The sequence below is a fragment of the Micromonospora sp. DT68 genome, assembly GCF_049847245.1.
GTDB lineage: Bacteria > Actinomycetota > Actinomycetes > Mycobacteriales > Micromonosporaceae > Micromonospora > Micromonospora profundi.
This window is the reverse complement of sequence record NZ_JBNCNZ010000001.1, coordinates 75,533-95,827: the sequence shown is the minus strand read 5'-3', so window position 1 is coordinate 95,827 and position 20,295 is coordinate 75,533. Positions and strand designations below refer to the sequence as shown.

General features: G+C 71.9%; 19 protein-coding genes. 10 read left to right on the top strand and 9 right to left on the bottom strand.

The window, feature by feature from the left end:
* Positions 1-54: 54 nt before the first annotated feature.
* The 6 genes from ACPXB1_RS00465 to eccCa form a co-directional block, all read right to left on the bottom strand.
* A complete protein-coding gene (locus ACPXB1_RS00465) occupies positions 55-1,404 on the bottom strand; it encodes a WXG100 family type VII secretion target (RefSeq protein WP_425734662.1) in 1,350 nt (449 codons plus the stop codon).
* A gap of 17 nt (positions 1,405-1,421) precedes the next feature.
* Positions 1,422-1,985, bottom strand: a complete 564-nt coding sequence (locus ACPXB1_RS00460) for a WXG100 family type VII secretion target (protein WP_355588317.1) — start codon at positions 1,983-1,985, stop codon at positions 1,422-1,424.
* A 40-nt stretch (positions 1,986-2,025) separates the two neighbouring features.
* Positions 2,026-3,498 (bottom strand): S8 family serine peptidase, encoded by a 1,473-nt coding sequence (locus ACPXB1_RS00455; RefSeq protein WP_355588315.1) that lies wholly within the window; start codon positions 3,496-3,498, stop codon positions 2,026-2,028.
* An 83-nt stretch (positions 3,499-3,581) separates the two neighbouring features.
* The gene (locus ACPXB1_RS00450) at positions 3,582-3,860 is read right to left on the bottom strand and encodes a WXG100 family type VII secretion target (RefSeq protein WP_053658911.1); all 279 of its coding nucleotides are present in this window, start codon (positions 3,858-3,860) and stop codon (positions 3,582-3,584) included.
* Positions 3,861-3,885: 25 nt separating this feature from the next.
* Positions 3,886-4,194: a WXG100 family type VII secretion target gene (locus tag ACPXB1_RS00445; protein ID WP_053658909.1), complete on the bottom strand. Its 309-nt coding sequence runs from the start codon at positions 4,192-4,194 to the stop codon at positions 3,886-3,888.
* A 255-nt stretch (positions 4,195-4,449) separates the two neighbouring features.
* Positions 4,450-8,415 (bottom strand): type VII secretion protein EccCa, encoded by a 3,966-nt coding sequence (gene eccCa / locus ACPXB1_RS00440; protein WP_355628287.1) that lies wholly within the window; start codon positions 8,413-8,415, stop codon positions 4,450-4,452.
* Positions 8,416-8,579: 164 nt separating this feature from the next.
* Here eccCa and eccD point away from each other — a divergent pair, with 164 nt between their 5' ends.
* Complete coding sequence (eccD, locus tag ACPXB1_RS00435; protein ID WP_355588311.1) at positions 8,580-9,977, top strand: type VII secretion integral membrane protein EccD; 1,398 nt, start codon at positions 8,580-8,582, stop codon at positions 9,975-9,977.
* 84 nt (positions 9,978-10,061) lie between these two features.
* On the opposite strand, the gene ACPXB1_RS00430 is transcribed toward eccD, so the two are convergent.
* On the bottom strand, positions 10,062-11,243 hold the full coding sequence (locus ACPXB1_RS00430; RefSeq protein WP_355588309.1) for a type VII secretion protein EccE: 1,182 nt from the start codon (positions 11,241-11,243) through the stop codon (positions 10,062-10,064).
* Positions 11,244-11,403: 160 nt separating this feature from the next.
* Between ACPXB1_RS00430 and eccB the strand changes: the two genes are divergently transcribed.
* From eccB to ACPXB1_RS00390, 8 genes are all read left to right on the top strand, one after another.
* Positions 11,404-12,840, top strand: a complete 1,437-nt coding sequence (eccB, locus tag ACPXB1_RS00425) for a type VII secretion protein EccB (RefSeq protein ID WP_355588308.1) — start codon at positions 11,404-11,406, stop codon at positions 12,838-12,840.
* A gap of 87 nt (positions 12,841-12,927) precedes the next feature.
* Positions 12,928-13,296 carry a hypothetical protein gene (locus tag ACPXB1_RS00420; protein ID WP_355588306.1) on the top strand — a complete coding sequence of 123 codons (369 nt, stop codon included), beginning with the start codon at positions 12,928-12,930 and terminating at the stop codon, positions 13,294-13,296.
* Complete coding sequence (locus ACPXB1_RS00415; RefSeq protein WP_355588304.1) at positions 13,289-14,590, top strand: WXG100 family type VII secretion target; 1,302 nt, start codon at positions 13,289-13,291, stop codon at positions 14,588-14,590. Before ACPXB1_RS00420 ends, ACPXB1_RS00415 begins: the two co-directional genes overlap by 8 nt.
* 209 nt (positions 14,591-14,799) lie before the next feature.
* Positions 14,800-15,174 carry a hypothetical protein gene (locus tag ACPXB1_RS00410; RefSeq protein ID WP_355588302.1) on the top strand — a complete coding sequence of 125 codons (375 nt, stop codon included), beginning with the start codon at positions 14,800-14,802 and terminating at the stop codon, positions 15,172-15,174.
* A 212-nt stretch (positions 15,175-15,386) separates the two neighbouring features.
* Complete coding sequence (locus ACPXB1_RS00405) at positions 15,387-16,238, top strand: hypothetical protein (RefSeq protein WP_425734661.1); 852 nt, start codon at positions 15,387-15,389, stop codon at positions 16,236-16,238.
* 60 nt (positions 16,239-16,298) lie between these two features.
* On the top strand, positions 16,299-16,640 hold the full coding sequence (locus ACPXB1_RS00400; protein WP_355588298.1) for a YkvA family protein: 342 nt from the start codon (positions 16,299-16,301) through the stop codon (positions 16,638-16,640).
* Positions 16,641-16,671: 31 nt separating this feature from the next.
* On the top strand, positions 16,672-17,079 hold the full coding sequence (locus tag ACPXB1_RS00395) for a pyridoxamine 5'-phosphate oxidase family protein (RefSeq protein ID WP_425734660.1): 408 nt from the start codon (positions 16,672-16,674) through the stop codon (positions 17,077-17,079).
* A 229-nt stretch (positions 17,080-17,308) separates the two neighbouring features.
* On the top strand, positions 17,309-17,956 hold the full coding sequence (locus ACPXB1_RS00390; protein WP_425734659.1) for a C39 family peptidase: 648 nt from the start codon (positions 17,309-17,311) through the stop codon (positions 17,954-17,956).
* 10 nt (positions 17,957-17,966) lie between these two features.
* Here ACPXB1_RS00390 and ACPXB1_RS00385 read toward each other — a convergent pair whose 3' ends face one another.
* A complete protein-coding gene (locus ACPXB1_RS00385; RefSeq protein WP_425734658.1) occupies positions 17,967-19,292 on the bottom strand; it encodes an FUSC family protein in 1,326 nt (441 codons plus the stop codon).
* Positions 19,293-19,412: 120 nt separating this feature from the next.
* Between ACPXB1_RS00385 and ACPXB1_RS00380 the strand changes: the two genes are divergently transcribed.
* A complete protein-coding gene (locus tag ACPXB1_RS00380; RefSeq protein WP_355588291.1) occupies positions 19,413-20,015 on the top strand; it encodes a hemerythrin domain-containing protein in 603 nt (200 codons plus the stop codon).
* 82 nt (positions 20,016-20,097) lie between these two features.
* Here ACPXB1_RS00380 and ACPXB1_RS00375 read toward each other — a convergent pair whose 3' ends face one another.
* On the bottom strand, positions 20,098-20,280 hold the full coding sequence (locus ACPXB1_RS00375; RefSeq protein WP_355588289.1) for an antitoxin: 183 nt from the start codon (positions 20,278-20,280) through the stop codon (positions 20,098-20,100).
* Positions 20,281-20,295: the final 15 nt, after the last annotated feature.

Sequence of the window (20,295 nt, the reverse complement as noted above, 5' to 3'; positions counted from 1 at the left end):
ACAGGAAACGGTGCCGATGCGGTCGACCGCATCGGCACCGTCACACGCGGACGTTCAGCGCAGGATGCCTGACGTTCCCCCGCCGTCGGCACCCCACACGTCCTCGTCCTCCTCAAGCCAGGTGTTGCGCGAGGTGTCGTCCTCGCCGTAGCCGGCACCGCCGCCCATCCCGGCCATCCCGCCGGCACCTCTGGCACCCGCGCCCCGGCCGGCCGCACCGGCACCCGCTGCGCCGCGACCCGCACCGCCCCGACCTGCACCGCCGCCACCAGCGGCGACGCCGCCCATTCCGGGCATCATCCCGCCGCCCGGCTTGCCGCCCGCGCCGAGCCGGCCACCCGCACCCCGGCCTCCACCGCGACCGGCGCCCGCGGCACCGCCGCCGCCCATCATCGGGCCCATGCCAGGGGAGACCGCTCGGCCGAGGGCGCCGCCACCGGCGAGAGCGCCACCGCCCGCTCCTGCGCTGCCCAGACCGCTGCCGCCACCGCCGACCCCACCGCCGGCGCCGAGACCCGCGGAACCGAGGCCGCCACCACCGCCGGAGCCGAGACCCGGCACACCGCCGGCGCCCGCGAGACCGCTGCTGTACTCCTCCTCGGGACCGCCAGTGCCGGGGACACCGCCGACACCCGGGTAGCTGCCCGTGCCGGGCTCACCCGAGAAGGCCGGGTGGATGCCGGACCCCCCGGACAGGTTGCCCGTCTCCGGCACCAGGCTCGCCCCGCTGATCGAGGGCTTGGCGCCCAGACCACCGCCGGGCCCGCCGCCGCCGATGTTCGGCACACCACCGACACCGCCGCCACCACCGCCGCCACCACCCAGATTCGGTTGCTGACGGGTCGGGTCCGCGGTGTCACCGGGCAAGGCGTTACCGGGGGTGTTCGGGGCGATGGTCTGGTACTCGCCGCTTACCCGCTGATAGACCTCGGCAGCGTCCTTGGACTGGTCGTTGATCCAGTCGGCGACGGCACTCACCGGGTCGAGCCAGCCGAGGAAGTCCGGCGAGACCTTGGCCTCGAAGAAACCGACACCGATGGTCAGCTTGGCGTTGCGCGCCTCCAGGACGTCGTTGACGCAGGTCGCCGGGATCGGGAAGTCCCGCTGGGCGGCGCTGAGGCTGTCGGCGGCTGTCTTGAGCGACTGGACGATGCCGCCGCCCTTCTCGGTGTCCGCCACGAGCTGACCGGTGTCCTTGGCGATCAGCTCGATGTGGCCCTTGAACTCCTCGTACGCCGGACCCTTCCAGGTATTGCCCAGGTCCTTGATGTTGGCTTCGAGGCTCTGCTTGACGTTGTTGAGGTTCTTGATCAGCTGTTCCCAACCGAGCGCCGCGCTCTCCACGTCACCAGGCCGGCCGTCAATGACGACCTTTTGGCACATCTCTTCCCAGCTCAGAGCCATTTGCCGTCCTCCCCGTCCTAACGGCCGTCGCCGCGGCCGGCCACGTCACCGAAGACCCGCTGCATGTCGAGGGCGGACATCCTGTTCTGTTCCTCCGCCGTCTCGTAGTTCTGCTTGACCTGACGCAACGCCTCCGCCGCGTCGTAGAGATTCTGGGCGAGCCTCTGCACACCAGCCTCGGTGTCCCGGTAGAGCCCCTGATGCTTGGCAGCCAACCGGCCCGCCCATTCGAACCCACCGAGCGGGCTCGCCTGGCCGCCGACCCCACCCGCCATGCCCGCGGTCGCTCCACCCATCAGATCCTGGATGTCGACCATCTTGTAGGTGAGCTTGTTCAGGTAGGCGGCGTGGGTTTCCAGCCAGTCGATCGCCGAATCGAGGCTGCTCGCGTCCCACTCGGTCTTGACGCCGGCCTCGCCGGGCGCGGTGACGAGACCCTCCGGCGTGGCGGCATGGTTGACGTTGTCGAATTCCAGACCGGTCAACGCCACGCCCGACACCGGATTCGTGCCCACCGGAATCGGAACGTACATGTCGTCGATCTTGAACCGTTCCGGCTGGCTGGTCCTGTCGTCCGTCATCGGTCCCCTCCCCGAAACCCTGACTTGTGGTCTGTGCTCACTACTGCTGTGGGCCGGATTGCGGCGGCACCTGGCCCGTGCCCGGCCACCCTGGTCCGCCCGGAGGCGGCGCGGCCGGCGGATAGCCCGGTGCGGGCTGGCCAGCCGGCGGCGGATAGCCCGGCGGCGGATAACCGTGCTGGCCCGGCGGCGGACCGTACCCCGGAACGGGCTGCGGCGGCGCGACGTGCCCCGGCGGGCTCTGCCAGCCGGCCGGGCCGGAGGGCCAACCGGGCGGCGGCGGCCCCTGTGCGCCGGCAGACGGGCCGGGCACGGCCGGGGTACGCCGCTTGCGGCGCCTGAGCACCACCAGCAGGACGATCAACGCGACGATCGGCACTGCCACGCAGAGCACGACCTGGACGATCGCGCCGGCCTTGTTCGACACCCCGAACTCGACAGCTGGACCGTCGTCATCGTCGGGCCGGGCGGCACCGCCGGGCCGGGTCGGCTCGGTCGCGCCCTCCAACAGCGGGTTGGCCGTCACCGCTGGCACCGAGCGGGTCAGCGCGGCGACCGGGTCGACCGCGCCGAAGCCGAACTGCTGGTCACGGCCTGCCGGCCCGGCGTCGCGGGCCGTCTTGATCAGGCGGTTGATGACGTTTGCCGCGTCGAGCTGCGGATATTTGGCGCGGATCAGTGCCACCACCCCGGAGATGATGGCGGCGGACGAACTGGTGCCGCTGCCCACCGTGTAGCCGTTGGACGAGACCGCCTTGGGTGCCGGCCCGATGATGCTCTCCATCGGTGCCGCGATCACCGTCTCCGGGCCCCGCACCGAGCCGGCGAAGAAGTTGCCCCGCTTGTCCAGACCGGACACGGCGATGACGCCGGGGATGTTTGCCGGCGAGGTGACGCGCTGATCGCCCTGCTCCACGTTTCCGGCAGACGCCACCAGCACGGCGTCCTTGCTCAACGCGTATGTGATCGCGTCGGCCAACTCCGGGGGCGGAGCGCCCTCGCCGACGCCCACGGAGAGGTTGATGACGTCGGCACCGGCGTCGGCCGCCCACCGGACGGCGCGGGTCACGTCGTCGCTGTTGAACCGGGCACCCATCGAGACCGGCAGGATCTTCGCGGCCGGGGCGATGCCCAACTGCCGCATCTGGTCACCACCACGCCCGGCGATGATGCCGGCCATCGACGTGCCGTGCCCCTTTTCCCGGTCGTCGTCACGTCGCCCGTCCGGCGCGGCGGCCGCGTTGACACCGTGCCCCGCCAACACCTGGCCGCGAAGGTCTGGATGGCTGGCGTCCACCCCACCGTCGATGACGGCGACCACGACGCCCCTGCCCTGCGTGAGCTTCTGCGCCTGGGGGATCTTCAGCGAGTCGAGATACCACTGCAGGCCCCGGACCGTGTCGGCGGCGTGAGCAGGTGCCGGTGCGACAACGGCGGGAACCAGCGCGGCACACAACGCCACTGCGGCCGCAGCCGCGAGCCGGGCCGATCGGAAACGATTCCCCGTACGCATCGCTCTCCCAGAACCTGTGCCGACGCCAACGCAATGCGGCTCCGGCCCGGTCGAACCGGACCGGAGCCGCACCGGCGATTGTCTCAGCCCCACACCTTCGAGTTGCTCATCTCGGTGGAGACGTAGTTTTCACGGGCGATGCCGACGGCACCACCGATCTCGTTCAGGACCCGGTTGATGTCCCGGACGGCCTGGTCCCACTTCGCCTGGTGCTGCTCGTAGGCGACGCGGTCCTGGCCATCCCACTCGAGCTTCGAGAGCATCGACCGCAGCGTGTCGAGCTTCTCGTCGATGGTCTTCGAGATGGCCTGCATCTGCTGGTTGCTGCTCTCGAGGACCGCGTAGTCAACTTTGATCGCCATGTTTCCTCCTCTGCTCGCTACGGGATCACGGGTTGAGAGCAGAGTGGAACTTGTCCAGCATCTGCTGCTGCTCTTCGTCGTTGACCTGGTGCGTCGTACCCGACTTGTCGAGCAGGTCCGCGATGTCGTCCATCGCGGTCAGCAGCTTGACGGTGTCCTCGTTCCAACGCGTCATCAGCGACTGGAAGCCCGTGGACGCCTGACCCTTCCACGCCATGGCCAGGTCGTCGACTACGTTCCACAGCTTCTTCAGCTCGCCGTCGACCTCGCTACGCGTAGACCGCACGTCACTCGCGGCGGTATGCAGAGTCGCAGCTTCGACCTCGAACGCCATGCTTCACACCCTTCCGTCATGTTGTGGCGTCGGCTTTGCCGCGCCCCCTCCCCCGCGGCAAGGCAGCAAAACACCCCACCGACGGACACTCCAACAGAGACCGTAGCGGAGTCCGTCCAGTCCTCGCAGCCCTGGTAGGCAGCCGTAGGTGAATAGTGATGAATCAGCCGATGTGATTGCGGCTTTACGGGCCAGGTATTTGACGCGGGCGATAAATTCGCGGCGTCGCATTAATGCGCGACTTGACGAACGCGGTTACGACGGCTCGGACCAAGCGGTCTGGATGAGCTGTTGGCCATCGCGCCGACGGACCAGGGTGCCCCGGCCGGGTGGCTGCGGGCTCGGCCGCAGCGTGCCGAAGACCGCGCCCTCCTCCCGACTGCCGGACATCAGCAGGCCGGGCGAGTCAAGCTCCCGCAACCGTTGCAGCACCGGCTCGTAGAGCGCACGGGACACCCCGCCCACCCGCCGGGTGATGATCAGGTGCAGGCCGATGTCGCGGGCCTGCGGCAACAACTCCTGCAAAGCGCTGAGCGGATTGCTGCCACCGGAGGCCACCAGGTCGTAGTCGTCGACAAGGATGTACAGGTCCGGGCCCTTCCACCAGCTGCGGTCGCGCAGCTGGGCGGTGGTCACGTCCGGGCCGGGCAACCGGTTGGACAGCGCGCTGCGGATCGAGCCGAGCCCCTGCGCGAACGCCTGATTGGACGGCGCGTAGTCAAGCAGGTGATCGCCCTCCACCGCGCCCAGCAGCCCGCGCCGGTAGTCGGCGATCACCAACCGGGCCTGAGCGGGCGTGTACCGCTCGGTGATGCCACGGGCGATCAGCCGCAGCAGGTTGGTCTTGCCGCACTCGGCGTCGCCGAACACCGTCAGGTGCGGCTCGTTCGCCAGGTCCAGATAGACCGGGGCGAGCGCCGACTCGTTGACGCCGATCGGCAGGCCGGGCGCCGACCGGTCGATGATCCGCGCCAGTTCGGACACCGCCAGCCGACGCGGCAGCAGCCGCACCTTCGGCGCCGGGCGACCCGGCCAGTTGGCCGCCACGTGCCCGGCCAGCGCGACCGACGCCTCGCTCAGATCGTCGATGTCCCGCCGGCCGTCGATCCGCGAAATGGCGGTGAGGAAATGCAGCTTGTCCCGGGTCAGGCCACGGCCGGGTGACTTCTCCGGCACGTTCATTGCCGCCCGGCGGTCGATCTCGGATTCCGCCGCGTCCCCAAGGCGCAGTTCGAGCTTGGTGCCGAGCAGGTCCCGCATGTTGATCCGGATCTCCGCCCACCGCACCGCCGTGAGCACCACGTGCACGCCGAAGCCGAGGCCCCGGTTGGCGAGCGTCGTGATGGTCTGCTCCAGCTCCTCGTACTCCTGGCGCAGCGTGTTCCAGCCGTCCACCACCAGGAACACGTCACCGAACGGGTCGTCGGCGAACTCGCCCGTTGCCCGGCGACGGCGGTAGCTGGCCACCGAGTCGATGCCGTGCTGGGCGAAACGCGTCTCCCGGTCGTCAAGCACGGCGACGACCTCGGCCACCGTACGGCGCACCGCCTCGACGTCGCGCCGCCCGGCCACCCCCGCCATGTGCGGCAGCCGCTCCAGACTGCGCAGCGCGCCGCCACCGAAGTCCAGGCAGAAGAACTGCACCTCACGCGGCGTGTGGGTGAGCGCCAGCGAGGCGAGCAACGTCCGCAGCATCGTGCTCTTGCCGCTTAGCGAACGACCGACGATGACCACGTTGCCGCCGGCCCCGGCGAGCTCGACCATCATCGGGTCACGGCGCTGCTCGTACGGACGGTCCACAACGCCTACCGGCACCGTGAGCCGACCCCGGCCCGGCCAGGACGCGGTGCACAACCCGTACGTCGGGTCGACGGCCAGCGGGCCGAGCAGCTCGCCCAGACCCGGCGGGTCCGCAAGCGGCGGTAGCCACACCTGGTGCGCCGGGCGGCCCCGGCCCTTGAGCTGGTCGATCAGCACGTCAAGCATCGCGACGGCCTTACCGTCGGCCGGCTGCTCCGGCTCCGGCGCGGAGTCCACAGGCATCTGCGGGGCCTGCGCCGGCAGGAAGTCGACGCCGTACGGCACGATCCGGCGCTGCACCAGTGCCTGCGACGCGGATGCCTGCTGGCCGGGCGCCCGGTACGGCCCGGAGACGTACGCGGCCCGGAAGCGCAGCATCGTGCTGGTGTCGGTCTTCAGGTAGCCGTGCCCCGGCGCGTTCGGCAACTCGTACGCGTCCGGCACACCGAGCACGATCCGGCTCTCCACCGCCGAGAAGGTGCGCAGACCGATCCGGTACGACAGGTGGGTGTCCAGGCCACGCAGCTTGCCTTCTTCGAGGCGCTGGCTGGCGAGCAGCAGGTGCACGCCGAGCGACCGACCGAGCCGGCCGATCATCACGAACAGGTCGATGAAGTCGGGCTTGGCGGCCAGCAGCTCGCTGAACTCGTCACAGATGATCAGCAGGCTGGGCATCGGGGCCAGCGGCTCGCCGGCCGCGCGGGCCTTCTCGTACTCGAAGCGGGAGACGTAGTTGCCGGCCGCCCGCAGCAGCTCCTGCCTGCGCACCATCTCGCCGGCGAGCGCGTCGCGCATCCGGTCGACAAGTGGCAGCTCGTCGGCCAGGTTGGTGATGACGGCGCTTGTGTGCGGCAGCGCCTCCAGCGAGGCGAACGTCGCACCGCCCTTGAAGTCCACAAGGACGAAGTTCAGCTCCTCCGACGAGTGGGTCACAGCGAGCGCGGCCACCACGGTACGAAGCAGTTCGCTCTTGCCGGAGCCGGTCGCACCGATCACCAGACCGTGCGGTCCCATGCCCTCGTGCGCCGACTCCTTGAAGTCCAGCTCGACGACGTTGCCGTCCGGGCCGACGCCGAGCGGGATGCGCAGCCGGTCACGATGGCCACGCGGCCGCCAGGTCTGGTGGACGTCGACTGCCGCCGCGTCGCCGACGCCGAGCAGATCCGGCAGCTCCATGCTGCGGGCCAGCGGCTCCTCGCTGCTGGTCTGCTGCTGGGACAGCCGGTACGGGGCGATCTGCCGGGCCAGCCCTTCGGCGGCCTCGACGGTGAGCCGGTCCGGTCGGCCGAGTGCCGTCGACGAGGTGCCCCGGATCAGTTCGAGTGAGCTGCCGTCGCCGGCGTCAAGGCAGAGCAGCCAACGGCCGGCGTCGCGCGGCACCGTCCCGGAGAGGTCGATGGTGGTGGCGCCGAGCAGACCCTGGCCCACCAGCTGACAGGTCGGCGCGACCTCGCCGCCGTCGATCACCACGACGAGGTGCGGCGCGGTGGTCAGCGGCTTGGCCTCGGCGGTGAAGCGGGGACGCCCGCCCAGTTCGCTGTTCAGCGACTCCTCGGCCTCGGCCAGGCTGGCGAAGACCAGCCGGCGGGCACCCGCTGCGTCCGTCCGACCACTGTGGTGGGCGTGCGGAAGCCACTTCACCCACTCCCAGACGGCCTGCCGGTCGGGCGCGGCGACCACCGCGATCACCATGTCGTCGGGGGCGTGAAAGGTTGCCAGCTGGCCCAGTGCCGCCCGGGTCAGGTCGAGCACCGCCTCCCGGTCACCGCGCAGCACCACCCGGCTGAACGCGCGTACGGAGAGCGCCGTCGGCAGCTCCGGCACTGTCGAGTGCGCCCGCACGAACCGACGCAGCGCGATGGCGCTCATCGGCTCCAGGTCCTCCACCGGCTTGGTCTCCGGCGGGACGATCTCGACGGCCAACCGCTGCGGGCCGAGCGCGATGCGGGTCTCGCCGAAGTCGTCCTCGGTGATCCGCCGTTCCCAGAGCCGGCGGGACGCCGCGATCGACCAGAGCGCGTCCGGTTCCGGATGCCGCCAGGCCATCGCCGCCCGCTGCTGCTCGGCGGCCCTGCGGGTGCGCTTGCGCATCTGGGCCAGGTAGCGCATGTAGTCGCGCCGGTCGGCGTTCAGCTCGGCCTTGTCGCTGCCGCCGCTGTTGGCGAGCGAGCCGATCGCCATGCCGAGCATCGAGACGCCGAAGAGTCCACCGGCGACGTACGTCATCATGCCGCCGCCCCGGCCGGCGTAGAGGAATGCCATCGCGCCGACCCCGCAGACCATCGGCAGGATCATGAGCAGTTGCCCCATGCCGCGTGGCGTCGGCTCGGGCAGCTCGGGCGGCGACTCCAGCAGCACCTCGCCGCGTGGCAGGGCCGGCCCCGGCTGGCGCGGGAGCCGGCGGAACACGACCGTGCTCACGGCTGTCTCCTCCCCAGAAGCGGCCTGATGACGTGCCGTCGCGGATCGAAGCCCGCGGGTGGGCACTGTACGTGCTCGTCATCGTAGGTAATCTCCCGTGGGCGCGGTGCACCCGTACTGCGGCACCGCCGCCCGCCGAGCGTAGGACGACCCAGGAGGCCACTGTGGCGACGAAGACGGCGACCGGTGGCCTGAGCCGGATCACCATCGTGGCTCCCCGTACGCGGATGGACCTGGCTCTGCCGTCGGACGTACCGATGGCCGACCTGCTCCCCACGCTGCTGCGCTATGCCGGGGAGGACCTGGCCGACGAGGGTGTGCGGCACGGCGGCTGGGCGCTGTCCCGGCTGGGCGGCGCACCACTGGACGGCGGGCGTACCGCCGCGCAGTTGGGCGTACGCGACGGCGAGGTGCTGTATTTCAATCCCCGGTCGGCGGCGGCGCCGGAGATCGTCTTCGATGACGTGGTGGATGCGGTCGCGACCGCCACCAACCAGCGCCCCGGCTCCTGGCAGGCCGGCACTACCCGGTCGTTCGCGGTGCTGTTCGCCGCGGCGGCGTTCGGCGCCGGCGCGTTGGCCGCCCTCTTCACCGGTCCCCCGCACCTGCCCGGCACGATGGCCGCCCTGCTTGTCGCGGTGGCGCTCCTAGTCGGCGCAGCGGTGCTCTCCCGCGCCGCAGGCGACAGCCGGACCGGCGCGATCCTGGCCATTGTCGGTCTGGTGTACGCGGGCACCGGAGGTCTGCTGCTGCTCGCGGGTGACCTGCAACTGACCGACCTGGGCAGCCCGCACGCCCTGCTCGCGGCCACCGCCGTGGTGGTCGCCGGTGCGGTGGCGGTGCTGGCCGTCGGTGACCGGTACCCGCTCTTCTTCGCCGCGATAGGGGTGGGCGCGGGGGCCGGTCTGGGCGCACTGCTCTGCCTCGCCTTCGGGCTCGACGCGGCGGCGGCGGCAGCGGTGGTGGCGGCTGTCGCGTTCGGCGCGGTGCCTGCGCTGCCGATGATCGCCTACCGGCTGGCCCGGCTGCCGGTGCCGTCGATCCCGACCGGTCCGGAGGACCTGAAGACCGACAGCGAGTCGGTCGACGGCCGGCTGGTGCTCGAACGCAGCGACCGGGCCGACCAGTTCCTCACCGGTCTGCTGTGGACGGTGTCGATCCTGGTGCTCGGCGCGCAGTTGGTGCTGGCCCTGGATGGCCGCCTGCCGGCGGTGCTGCTGTGCCTGGTGCTGGCCCTGCTCTCGCTGCTGCGCGCCCGTCCGCTCCTGGGCCGGGCGCAGCGCACCCCGGTGCTGCTCGCCGGCACGGTCGGGCTGGGCCTGGCAGCAGCGGCCACCTTCGCCGGTGGCTCGTTGCCGGTCCGGCTGGGTCTCATCCTCGGTGGGCTGCTGCTGGCGGCCGTGATCAGCCTGATCTACGGTCTGACCGTCGCCGGCAAGCGCATCTCGCCGGTCTGGGGCCGGCTGCTCGACATCGTCGAGATCATGCTGATCATCTCGTTGGTTCCGCTCGCCTTCTGGGTCTGCGGCCTGTACGGCTGGATCGTCAACCTGCGGCCCTGACCCTGCCGGCTGCCGGGGGGCGCCGCCCCACCTGCCGCAGCTGGCCGGTCAGCGGCCTGGCCTGCCGCTGGCCGGTCGGGGTGACTACCGGCGGGCGGTGCCACCCGGCGTCGACGCTACCGGCGCGCTGGCGTAGATGCCCGGGCCGTGCTGCCCGTCCATCGGCCGGGCCGGGAGGCCGGCGCGTTGTGCCACGTCCCGGACGACCTTGACCAGCGCCTCGACGTGGTTGTCCATCGCCGCGACGCGCAGCAGCGGTGCCGCCAGGCGACCGTCGGACGAGACCACCGCGGCCACCGTGTGCGACGGCGCCGACGTGGCGGTGATCGCGTCCACAAGCGGGCCGAGCGGAGTGTCGGGCCGCCCCCGCAGGGTCAGGCAGCGGTGCGTCCAGCCGCCGCCCCGCAGCCCCTGCCAGGTCTCCGCCGGCGTCTCCGGAACCAGGTCGAGGCCGGCGGCCGACACGACTGCCGCGCGCAGCTCGTCGCGGCCCAGCGGCCGGTGGGCCAGCCCGGCGGCGGTCAGCGCCTTGCCCAGCCGGCCGATCCCGGCGGCCAACGTCCGGTGTACGCCGGGCAACCCACCGCCGCGGCTGACCGTTTCGACCCGGGCGTCGCGGATCGTGAGCCGCAGCGCCACCCAGACCGACCGGTGCGCTGCCGGCGGCGCACCGGAGGCCGGGTACCAGACCAGTGTGTGCGCGACGACCTGGGCCCTGGAGACGGGTGCCGAGAATTCGGTGAGCACCCGCAACGCGCGGTCCACCACGGAGGCGTCCACCGAACCGCCCGTCGCGCCGGTACCGGGTTGCAGGGCGACCGCCGCGAACCAGCCCTGGTCGTCCTGCCCGATGCCCAGCCGGGTGCCACGGTCGGTCAGCTCGATGACGCTCAACTCGGGTGCGAGCGCGGCCAACCGGGGGTCGGCGACCGACGCGCTCGCCAGTGCCGCCGCCGCCGCGCGTTGGCGGCGACGCCGCAACCGGCGACGCAACAGCACGTCCTCGAACCACCAGCGACCACCGCGCCGGGCGAACACCGCCGCCACGACCAGCACCGCGACGGCACCTACCACGGCGAGCAGCCAGCTCGGGCCGGCCGTCGCGGCCCATACGGCGACCGCACACACCTCCAGCACGACGAGCTGGCCGACAAGCACCGGGCCGATACGACCCCGACCCGGCCGATCGACGCCCGGGGCCACCCGCGCCGGGACGTCGGACGGGCTCGTGACCGCTCGGGCGGGTCGCGCCTGAACCTGCGTCATCGCTGACTGTCCCTCCTGCACGATGTGGCTCCGCTCCGGGAACGCCCGGCGCCGACCAGGGCGGCGGGCCAGAGGGCCGGCCGTCGGCCCCTTATCGTAGGGAAGCCCGCGACGGCACCCTGACCTGATCGTCGCGGATCCATCCCGCCGGAGGTAAGTCATGCGGACCCGCCGCGATCAGGTGCAGGCGTACCGCTTCGTCACCCGCCGGATCGTCTCCGCTCTCCTGTCGGGCGATCCGGAGACCACGAACCTGCCGATGCGGCGACTCGGCATGGCCGTCTTCGGCAGCGCGATCGCCGCGGCCGTGGTGCTCGGCGGGGTGGGTGCCTACGGCCAGTTGACCGGCAACACCGCGCCGCTGGACGAGAACACGCTTGTCATCGAACGGGAGACCGGCGCGACGTACGTGTTCGTCGAGGGCAAGCTCCACCCGACGCTCAACTACACCTCCGCAAGACTGATCCTGAACGAGCCGAACCCGCAGGTACGGACGATGTCGCAGACCTCGTTGCGGGACCGCCCGCGCGGTCGCACCGTCGGCATCGTCGGCGCGCCGGACGCGCTGCCCGGCCGCAAGTCGTTGACCGGTCTGCCCTGGTCGGTCTGCGACGTACCCGATCCCGTCGACCCGCGCCGGTCCACCACACGCGTCGTGATCGACCGCGCGCTGCCGGGTGGCGCCCCGTTGGATGACCGCGCGGTGCTTGTCACAGTCGACGGTCAGCGGCACCTGCTCACCGGCAACTCCCGGCTCGAGGTGCTCGGCGGTGACCAGTCGGTCGCCGCGCTGCGGATGAGCGGCACGCCGCCCCTGCCTGTCGGGCAGCAACTGCTCAACGCGCTGCCGGCTGGACCGCCGCTGCGCAAGCCGTCGCTGCCCGGCATGGGTGACCGCAGCGGGGTGAGCGTGGCCGGCCGGCCGGCCACCATCGGGCAGGTGTTCCAGGCGGCCGGGCAGCACTACGTCCTGGCCCGCGAAGGGCTCGTCTCGATCAGTGAGATCACGGCACTGCTGATGATCAGCGGTGGCGGTCAGATCACCGACATCACGCCCGATCAGGCGGGCCGCCTGCTAACCGACCAGCGGCTGGACCCGGACGGGATGCCGCGGACGCTGCCCTCCCTGTATCCGGCCCGGGCCGGGCAGACGCTGCTCTGCGCGACGTACCGGGCCGGCAACGCCGGCGGCCCGCCGACCACCACGCTTGAGGTTTTCGACCGGGCGCCTGCCGAGTTGAGCGCCAACGAGCCGAACTCGGTGCCGGTGCGGCAGGGCAACCGCGACGCGGTCCGTACGGCCGAGTCGGTGCTGCTGCCCGGCGGCAAGGGTGTGCTGGCCCAGGCCGCGCCTGGTGCCGGGACGAGCGGGTCCGGCGCTGCCGGGTCGACTGTCTACCTGATCAGTCCGCAGGGCGTCCGGTATCCGCTCGGGTCGGCCGAGGCGCTGGGGGCGCTCGGGTACGAGGGGGTCACGCCGCTGGCGGTGCCCGGTTCCCTGCTCGCGCTGATCCCCACCGGGCCGACTCTGGACCGCGAGGACGCGCTCGCGCATTTCTCGCCGGGTGGCACGCCATCGACAGGCACCGACGGCTGAGCGAGCGCCACGGGTCGCCGCAGCTTGCAATGGTGGACTAGCCTGGTTCCGCTGACGGTTGTCGACCAGAACGACGGGGATGTTGCCATGACCGGCCGTACGGAAGTGGACCTGCTGTCCCTTGAGGACTTCCACAAGAACCTCGCGGCGCGGCTCAGCCAGGCCGAGGCGGTGCTGCGCAAGCTCAACACCGAGATGCAGTGCAGTCCTCCGGCGTTGGGCCTGTTCACCGACGCCACTCAGAACGCCCGTCGCTACAGCTCGGTCCACCAGTCTTATGTGGAGCAGGCCGAGCGGCTCCGGCAGGCTCTGCTGGCGGCGCAGCAGGCGACCAGCACCATTCTCTCCAACTACCGCACCGCCGAGGCGCGCAACGCGGCGAACGCCACCGACATCAACTCGGCACTGAACGGGGTCGACCAGGCGCTCAAGCCGAAGGGGGACGGTCGTGTCTGAGTACACCCAGCGTTATGACGGCAAAAGCCACCAGGAGCTGTACGACGCGGTGATGGCCGGCAAGCCCGAGCAGATCGACGATTTGGCCGCCAAGTGGGCCACGCTGAAGGGCATCCTGGACGGCCTGAGCCGGGAGCTGAGCGGCGACATCGAGAAGCTCGGCAACAGCTGGACAGGCTCGGCGGGCCGCGAGTTCCAGCGGCGGCTCACGTTGATCGTCAGCCACACCGACGCGCTCGGCGAGGGCATGTCCGGCGTCAAGCAGGGCCTGACCATGATGGCCGGCCAGCTTCGCACTGCCCACAAGAAGGCGGAGAGCCCGGAGGAGACCGACGACAACGACAAGGCGGTCTCCGGCGCGCTCAAGGGCGCGGCCTTCGGCCTGCCCGGTGCCGTCGTCGGCGGCATCATGGGCCACCAGCAGGACAAGGCCGAGCAGGAGAAGGCCCACAAGCGGATGGTGAACGTGGTGGCCGAACTGGCCGCCGGTTACGACCTGTCCGCCTATGACCGCGTGGTCGACCCACCGCGTCCGGGCGACGACACGCCGAAGACTGTCAACCAGGACCCGACGACGCCCCGCAGCGTTCCGAGCACCACCACGCCCCACGCCGCCCCGACCACCAGCCGCCTCGCACACACCGGCAACGCGACGATCTCGACGCCGACCCACACGTCCGCGGCCCCGGTCGCCACCGGGTTCGTCACCGGCACCGAAGGCGGCCCGGGCACCGGCAGCACGCCCGGCGTCGTCACCGGTCCGGGCCCCTCCACTGGTAGCACCTCCCTCTCCAGTGCAAACCCTCTGGTCGGCGGGGCACTGCTCGCCGGCGGCGTCGCCGGGCTGGCCAGCATGTCCGGACCGACGACGGCACCGGCCAGCGGCGGGACGACCGGCCGGGGTCTGCTCTTCAAGGCACCGGGTGGGGCACCGGCCGGCGGGGTGCTGCGCACGTCCACACTTGCCGGCTCGACGAGCACGCCCACCCCGGCGGCCCGGCCGACCGGTGGTGCGGCCGCTGCCGACACCCGTTCGGCGAGCGGTGTCGGGCGCGGCATCGATGGTCGGCGTGCTGAGGCCACCGGCCGGGCGGCCGCAGCCGGGGGCCAGGGAGCGACGGGCCGGCCGGGTTCCGGTCGCGGGGCGGGCACCAACCGTCCTGGCCTTCTCGGCGGGAACGGCCGACCGACCGACGACGAGTCCGACGATCGCCTGACCTGGCTGACCGAGGACGAGATGGTGTGGCAGGACGGCGGGGACGCGGCGCCGCCGGTGCTCGGCACCGCAAGTTGACAGCCCTCCGGGGCGACGCGCTGACCGTCCCCGAGGCGGCACGGCTCGCAGCCGGGTAGCCGACGGGCGCCACTGGATCTTGACGGCCCGGCCTCACTTGAGGCCGGGCCGTTCGTCACCCGGTCCACAGTGGCCACAGTGGCAGCGGTCACCCCGGCCGGCGCGGCCGCAATGCTGCGCAACGCCGGGTCGGCGGATAGGTTGGTCGGGTGTCGTCGGCAAACCAGATCCGCCCAGCCCGGCGGGTCGTGCTGCGGTCACTTCGGGAGCTGACCCGGCTGGCGTTCACCGCGCTGGTGCTCGCGGTCGGCCTCGGCGGCGCCCTCGCCGCGACACCGCCTCCCTCCCCGACGCAGCCCCGGCCGAGCGTCGTGAGCAGCCGGGTGGACACCCTCCGGCCCGAGGCTGCGTCCGAGTCCGCTGCCCAGGCGGTCGACAGTGCGGGCCGGCCGAACCCTTCCGGGGCGGCCGAAGGAGTCGTCACCGCCACGGCGACCGGCCCGGTCACCGCTGGCCTGGAGCACGCGCCGGCAATCGAGCCCGGCCGGGGCGCACCCGCCCGGCGCGGCCCGCCCACCCGCTGACCCTGGCCGCCTGACGATCCGCGCGATCCGACCTCGGGTGACGCGCCCGGCCCATCGGGTCGCCATCGTCGGCGTGATCCGCAGCCGACGGCCACCGTCCGGTGACCGTGCCACGTCCGCCAGCGGCGATCGTTTCCGGCAGGCCATCGGAAAAACAGCTTCTCCCGACCACTCGGAGCCGACCGCGTCGACATCAGTCGATCATCGGCCCGGTGCCGTCAGGACCCATCCGTCGATACCCGTTGTTCGACCGCGAGGTGCTGATCATGCAGACCGTCCTCTCCGCCGTCCTGCCCGACGTGCCCCGGGCCGCCGTCATCTGGCTGAGCCTGCTCGGGGTGGTCGTGGCCGCTGTCGCCGTCCTCCTGCTGCGTCCCGGCCTTCTCCGCCTCGACCTGGCCGCGCGGATCCGTGCCGCGGCAATGCCCAGTCAGATCGAAGAGGCGCAGGAGGAACGGGAGCAGAGCCGCTACGCGCAGGAGGTCGCGGTGGCCGCCGAGCGCGCCACCACCACCGCGCAGCGACGGCGGGCGGAGTGGGTGGCCGCGCAGGAGACGGCCGAGGCCGCCTGGCAGGCACTGGAGGCCGCCGAGGCCGGCGTCCGCCGACTCGTCGAGGCTTCCGCGATGCCACTGCCGTACACCACCCAGACCCCCGCCGAGTACGCCGACCGCGAGCGATACCTGCATCGGGCCGCGCTTGACGCGTACTGGCGGCGGGAGCTGTCGGTGGAGCAGCTCAGCGACGTGTTCGCGCACCGCAACGGCTGGGACCCTCGGCTGCACCCGGTCGAGCAGGAACTCGTGCTCCAGCGGGCGATCCGCGACAACCTGGCGGCCCGGCACGTCGCCGCCCAGGAGCAGGAGCAGGCCGCCTGGCGGGCCGCCGAGTTGGCCGTCGCGGCGGCCCGCAGCCTCCGCGCGGAAGCCCTCGATGCGACCGGACGGCGGGTGGCGGAGTCGTCGTCGGTGCTGCCGCTCAGCGAGGTCGGCCGGCCACTGACCGAGCCGACCCGGGAGAACGTGGTTGTCGCTCGCGGCCGCGCGGCGGTCCCCGCGTTCTGACCGCACGGCACGGCGGTCCGACAGCGGGCCGGACCGCCGTCGGTGGGTTAGCGTGACGCCATGTCCCGAGAGACGTGGGTGCTCGTGGTGATCGCCGGCATCCTGGCGATCGCCACACTTGTCGGCGCGGTGCTGCTGGCGGTGCGGGTGGTGCGTACCCGCCGGATGCTGACCGGGCTCGGTGCGAGCGGCAAGGTCGTCTTCTACGGGGCGCTCATCTACGCGATCTTCCCGGTCGACGTCCTCCCGGACCCCATCTACCTGGACGACATGGGTGTCCTGGCCGGCGCGCTGATCTACCTCACCCGGCTGGTGCAGAAACGCCGGGTGGAGGGTCGCCGGCTGCCCGGGCAGCCGGACGCGCCGCCGGCTCCGGAGGCCGCCCGACGCTCCGTACGATGATCGAGGTCGGTTCGACGGACAGGGGACGGGCGTGGCGGGCGATCACCGGCTGGACGGGCACGACGACCGGGTGGCGGCCTTCTGCGCGGAGCGGCACCTCGCGACGTTGACCACCCTGCGCGCCGACGGCACCCCGCACGTGGTGCCGGTCGGGGTCACAGTCGATCCGGAGGCCGGGCTGGCTCGGGTGATCACCTCCGGTACGTCCCGCAAGGCGCGTCACGTGGCCGCTGCCGGTCCGGCGGGCCTGCCGGTGGCGGTCTGCCACGTGGATGGCCGGCGTTGGCTCACCATCGAGGGCCGGGCGGTGGTCCGGTCGGATCGGGCGGCGGTGGCCGAGGCGGAGCGCCGCTACGCCGACCGGTATCGCACTCCGCGTCCGAATCCGGAACGTGTGGTCATCGAGATCACCGTGACCCGGCTGCTCGGGAGCCTCTGACCCGCCACCCGATCGCCACGTTCGAGCCACCTCAGGGACCCCTGGGTGTTTTGCGTGGTTTGGGGTGCCGCCTCGGAGCGGAATGCCGGCCGGAGCAGGGCCGTTACACCGGTACGAACCCCCGGCCGAGACCGCCGCGGGTCGACCCCCTGATGAGCCGAGCGCCATTCCCGGTGCTGCTGCCCTCCGCCCAGTCGGAGGCTCCAACCCCTCGAACGGAGACTCGACCATGAACCCGATCATGCAGAAAAGCGGTCTGTCCGTCGTCGGCCTGCTGGTCGCGGGCGGGTGTGCCCTCGGCCCGGCTGCCATCGCGCAGGCCTCCGCCCCGGCACAGGTCGCCCCGACGTCGTCGAACCAGACGAACCGCAGCGGTGAGCGGGTGCTCGGGTTCGACTACCAGGCGCAGCCGAACTTCTACTACTGCGGGCCGGCCGCGACCCGGATGGCGCTCTCCACCCAGGGCAAGGCGCTGCCGCAGGACGAGGTCGCCAAGCTGCTCGGCACGACCGAGTCGGGCACCGCGTCGGCCCTGGACATCACCCGGGTGCTGAACGCGCTCACCGGCGACAGGTACCGGACGACCGAGATCAGTGACCCGGTGGCCCGCCCCGACCAGGTCGAGCAGTTGCGGCACGACGTGCTGGCCGCTGTCGACGCCGGACGGCCGGTGGTGGCCAACATCAAGGGCACTGCCGTCGACCTGAACGGCAACCCGCACTCGTACGAGGGCGGCCACTACGTGACGCTTGTCGGCTACCGCGACGGTGGGGACACCATCCGGGTCGCCGACCCTGCGAACCCGGCACTCGGCGAGTACTGGATGGGCCTGCCGAAGGTCGCCAACTGGATCGCCGAGCGCGGCTACTCCTCCTGATCCGCACGGTTCACCGGGCCGGTCTCCCACTCTCGGGGAGGCCGGCCCTGCCGTCGTGACGCCGACGGGCGGCCAGATCGGCCCGCCGCCGGGTCCGCGCCGCACGGGTCGGCCGGATCCGGTACAGGTGTCGCCGGGTCGGCGGATGCACGCTGGCCTCGCCAGCGCCGGCGGCGGCGCGCACGATCCGGTTGGCGTCGTCCGGTGCGCAGCCGGTCGCGCGGAGCAGGTCGCTGGCCGCGGTGCGCAGGCCGGTGACGAGGGCGTCGCCGAACGACCTGACCCCACGGGCGGCCGCCCGCCCGGCAAGGTTCGCGCACTCCTCGACCTGCGTACGGGTGTTCTGGAACGCGTCGTCACCCCTGCACTCCGTACGCAGTTGCGCCACCGCCGCACCGAGCCGGGCGATCGCGTCCGGCAGCTCCGGCGGGATCGGCTCGTCGTACTGGAGTGCGGTCGTCGACCAGCGGGCCAGGGCACGGCTGTCCAGCAGCAGCCGTTCGAGATGACCCGCGCTGAGGGCGTACCTGTGGAACTGCTGGCGGCGGTGCCACCGGGCCGGCGCGATCGTCACCACCTCCTCGGCCCCGCTCAACGCGTCGTGCAGTCGGCCCAGGTCGTCGTCGCTGCCACGGAGCTGGTCGAGAACGCGCAACGTCCGGTCGCTGTCGCGGTCCCGCACCGCCTGCGCGAGTTCGGCGAGCTGCTCGCAGAGGACATCGAAGATGGGTGCCGCCGCCCGGTCGAGCACCCGCATCGGGTTTACCGGCAGCAGCAGCGCGACCACCACCAGGCCGACGACGCCACCGACAAGCGCGTCGAAGATCCGGGGCACCTCCAGCCCGCTCTCCATCGGGGCCAGCGTCGTGATCAGCACTGCGGTACCGCCGGCCTGCCCGACGAGCGGGCCACCCTTCCCGGCCACGAGCAGGGCGGTGGCGATGGCGAGGGCGACGACAAGGCCGGTCTGCCACGGCCCCGAGCCGACGACGAAGCGCAGCGTGTCACCGATGATGAGGCCCAACGCGACGCCGGCCAGCAGTTCGAAGGTACGGCGGGCTCGCTGCCCGATGGCTGTGGCGATCGTACCGACGGCCGCGGCGGGGGCGAAGACGTGCGAGCCGGAGCCGAGGAAGTGCTGGGCGATCAGGGCGGCGAGCGCCGCGGCCAGCCCGGCCTGGGCGGCGATCACCAGGGTGATCTCCCACTGTCGGGCCCGGAGCCGGCCGGCCTGCCCGCTGCGGTGCCGCACTGATTCGACGAACTGGCCGCTCTTCTCGGCAGCCGTTTCGAGTCGGGACCGGTCGCGGCCGGCTGGTGGACGGTCGTCGGCCATGGCGGCGGATACCCGGGCGTCGTCCCGGCAATCCATCGGCGACCATGGGTTTGTCCCACCGTCGCGGGGTACCAGGGGCCACACACACCCACCGATCCGCAACCGGCAAGGGGACGTGAGATGAGCAATCCGCAGACCGTCGACGACCGGGACGTCGTCGACATCCTGGTCACCGACCACCATGAGGTCGAGGCGCTCTTCGTCGAGTTGGAGACGCGGCAGGGCACCCCCGAGTACCGCCGCCAACTAGTCGACGTGGTGATCGCCGAACTCGTCCGCCACGCGATCGCCGAGGAGGCGTACGTCTATCCGACGGCCCGTAAGGCGCTGCCCGACGGCGACCAGATCGCCGAGCATGAGATCGCCGAGCACGCCGACGCCGAACGGACAATGAAGGACCTGGAGTCGGTCGACCCGTCCGACCCGCGCTTCGACGAGCTGCTCGCCCACCTGACCAGCACCATCCGGCACCACGTACAGGAGGAGGAGAACGACCTCTTTCCCCGGTTGCGCGCCGCGACGGCCCGGGAGGAGCTTGTCGAGTTGGCCGGCAAGGTGACGGCGATCAAGAAGATCGCGCCGACCCGGCCGCATCCGAGCGCACCGGACCGCCCTCCGGCGAACAAGCTGCTCGCCCCCGGCACCGGCCTGGTCGATCGGATGCGCGACGCGTTGAGCGGCCGGCCGACCTCGATGGACGAGCTACGCGAAGGGCAGCACTGACCCGTCGTCGGGTAATCGGCGACGGTCCGCATGAGACATCCCGGGTCACCACCTCGGTGGCGACCCGGGATGTCTCGGCGTCTCAGCGGGCCTGGTCGCCCTCTCCGGTACGGGCCTGAGCCTGGTCCACGCCCTTGTCGATCTGGTCGTCGTACTTTCCACCGGTGCGCCGGTCGGCCATGTCGCCGGCCTTCTCGATCCCCTGGTCGACCTGCTTGTCGTGCTTGTCCGCGAAGTCCTTGGCCTTGTCCATGAAGTCGCTCATCACGGTCCTCCTCCA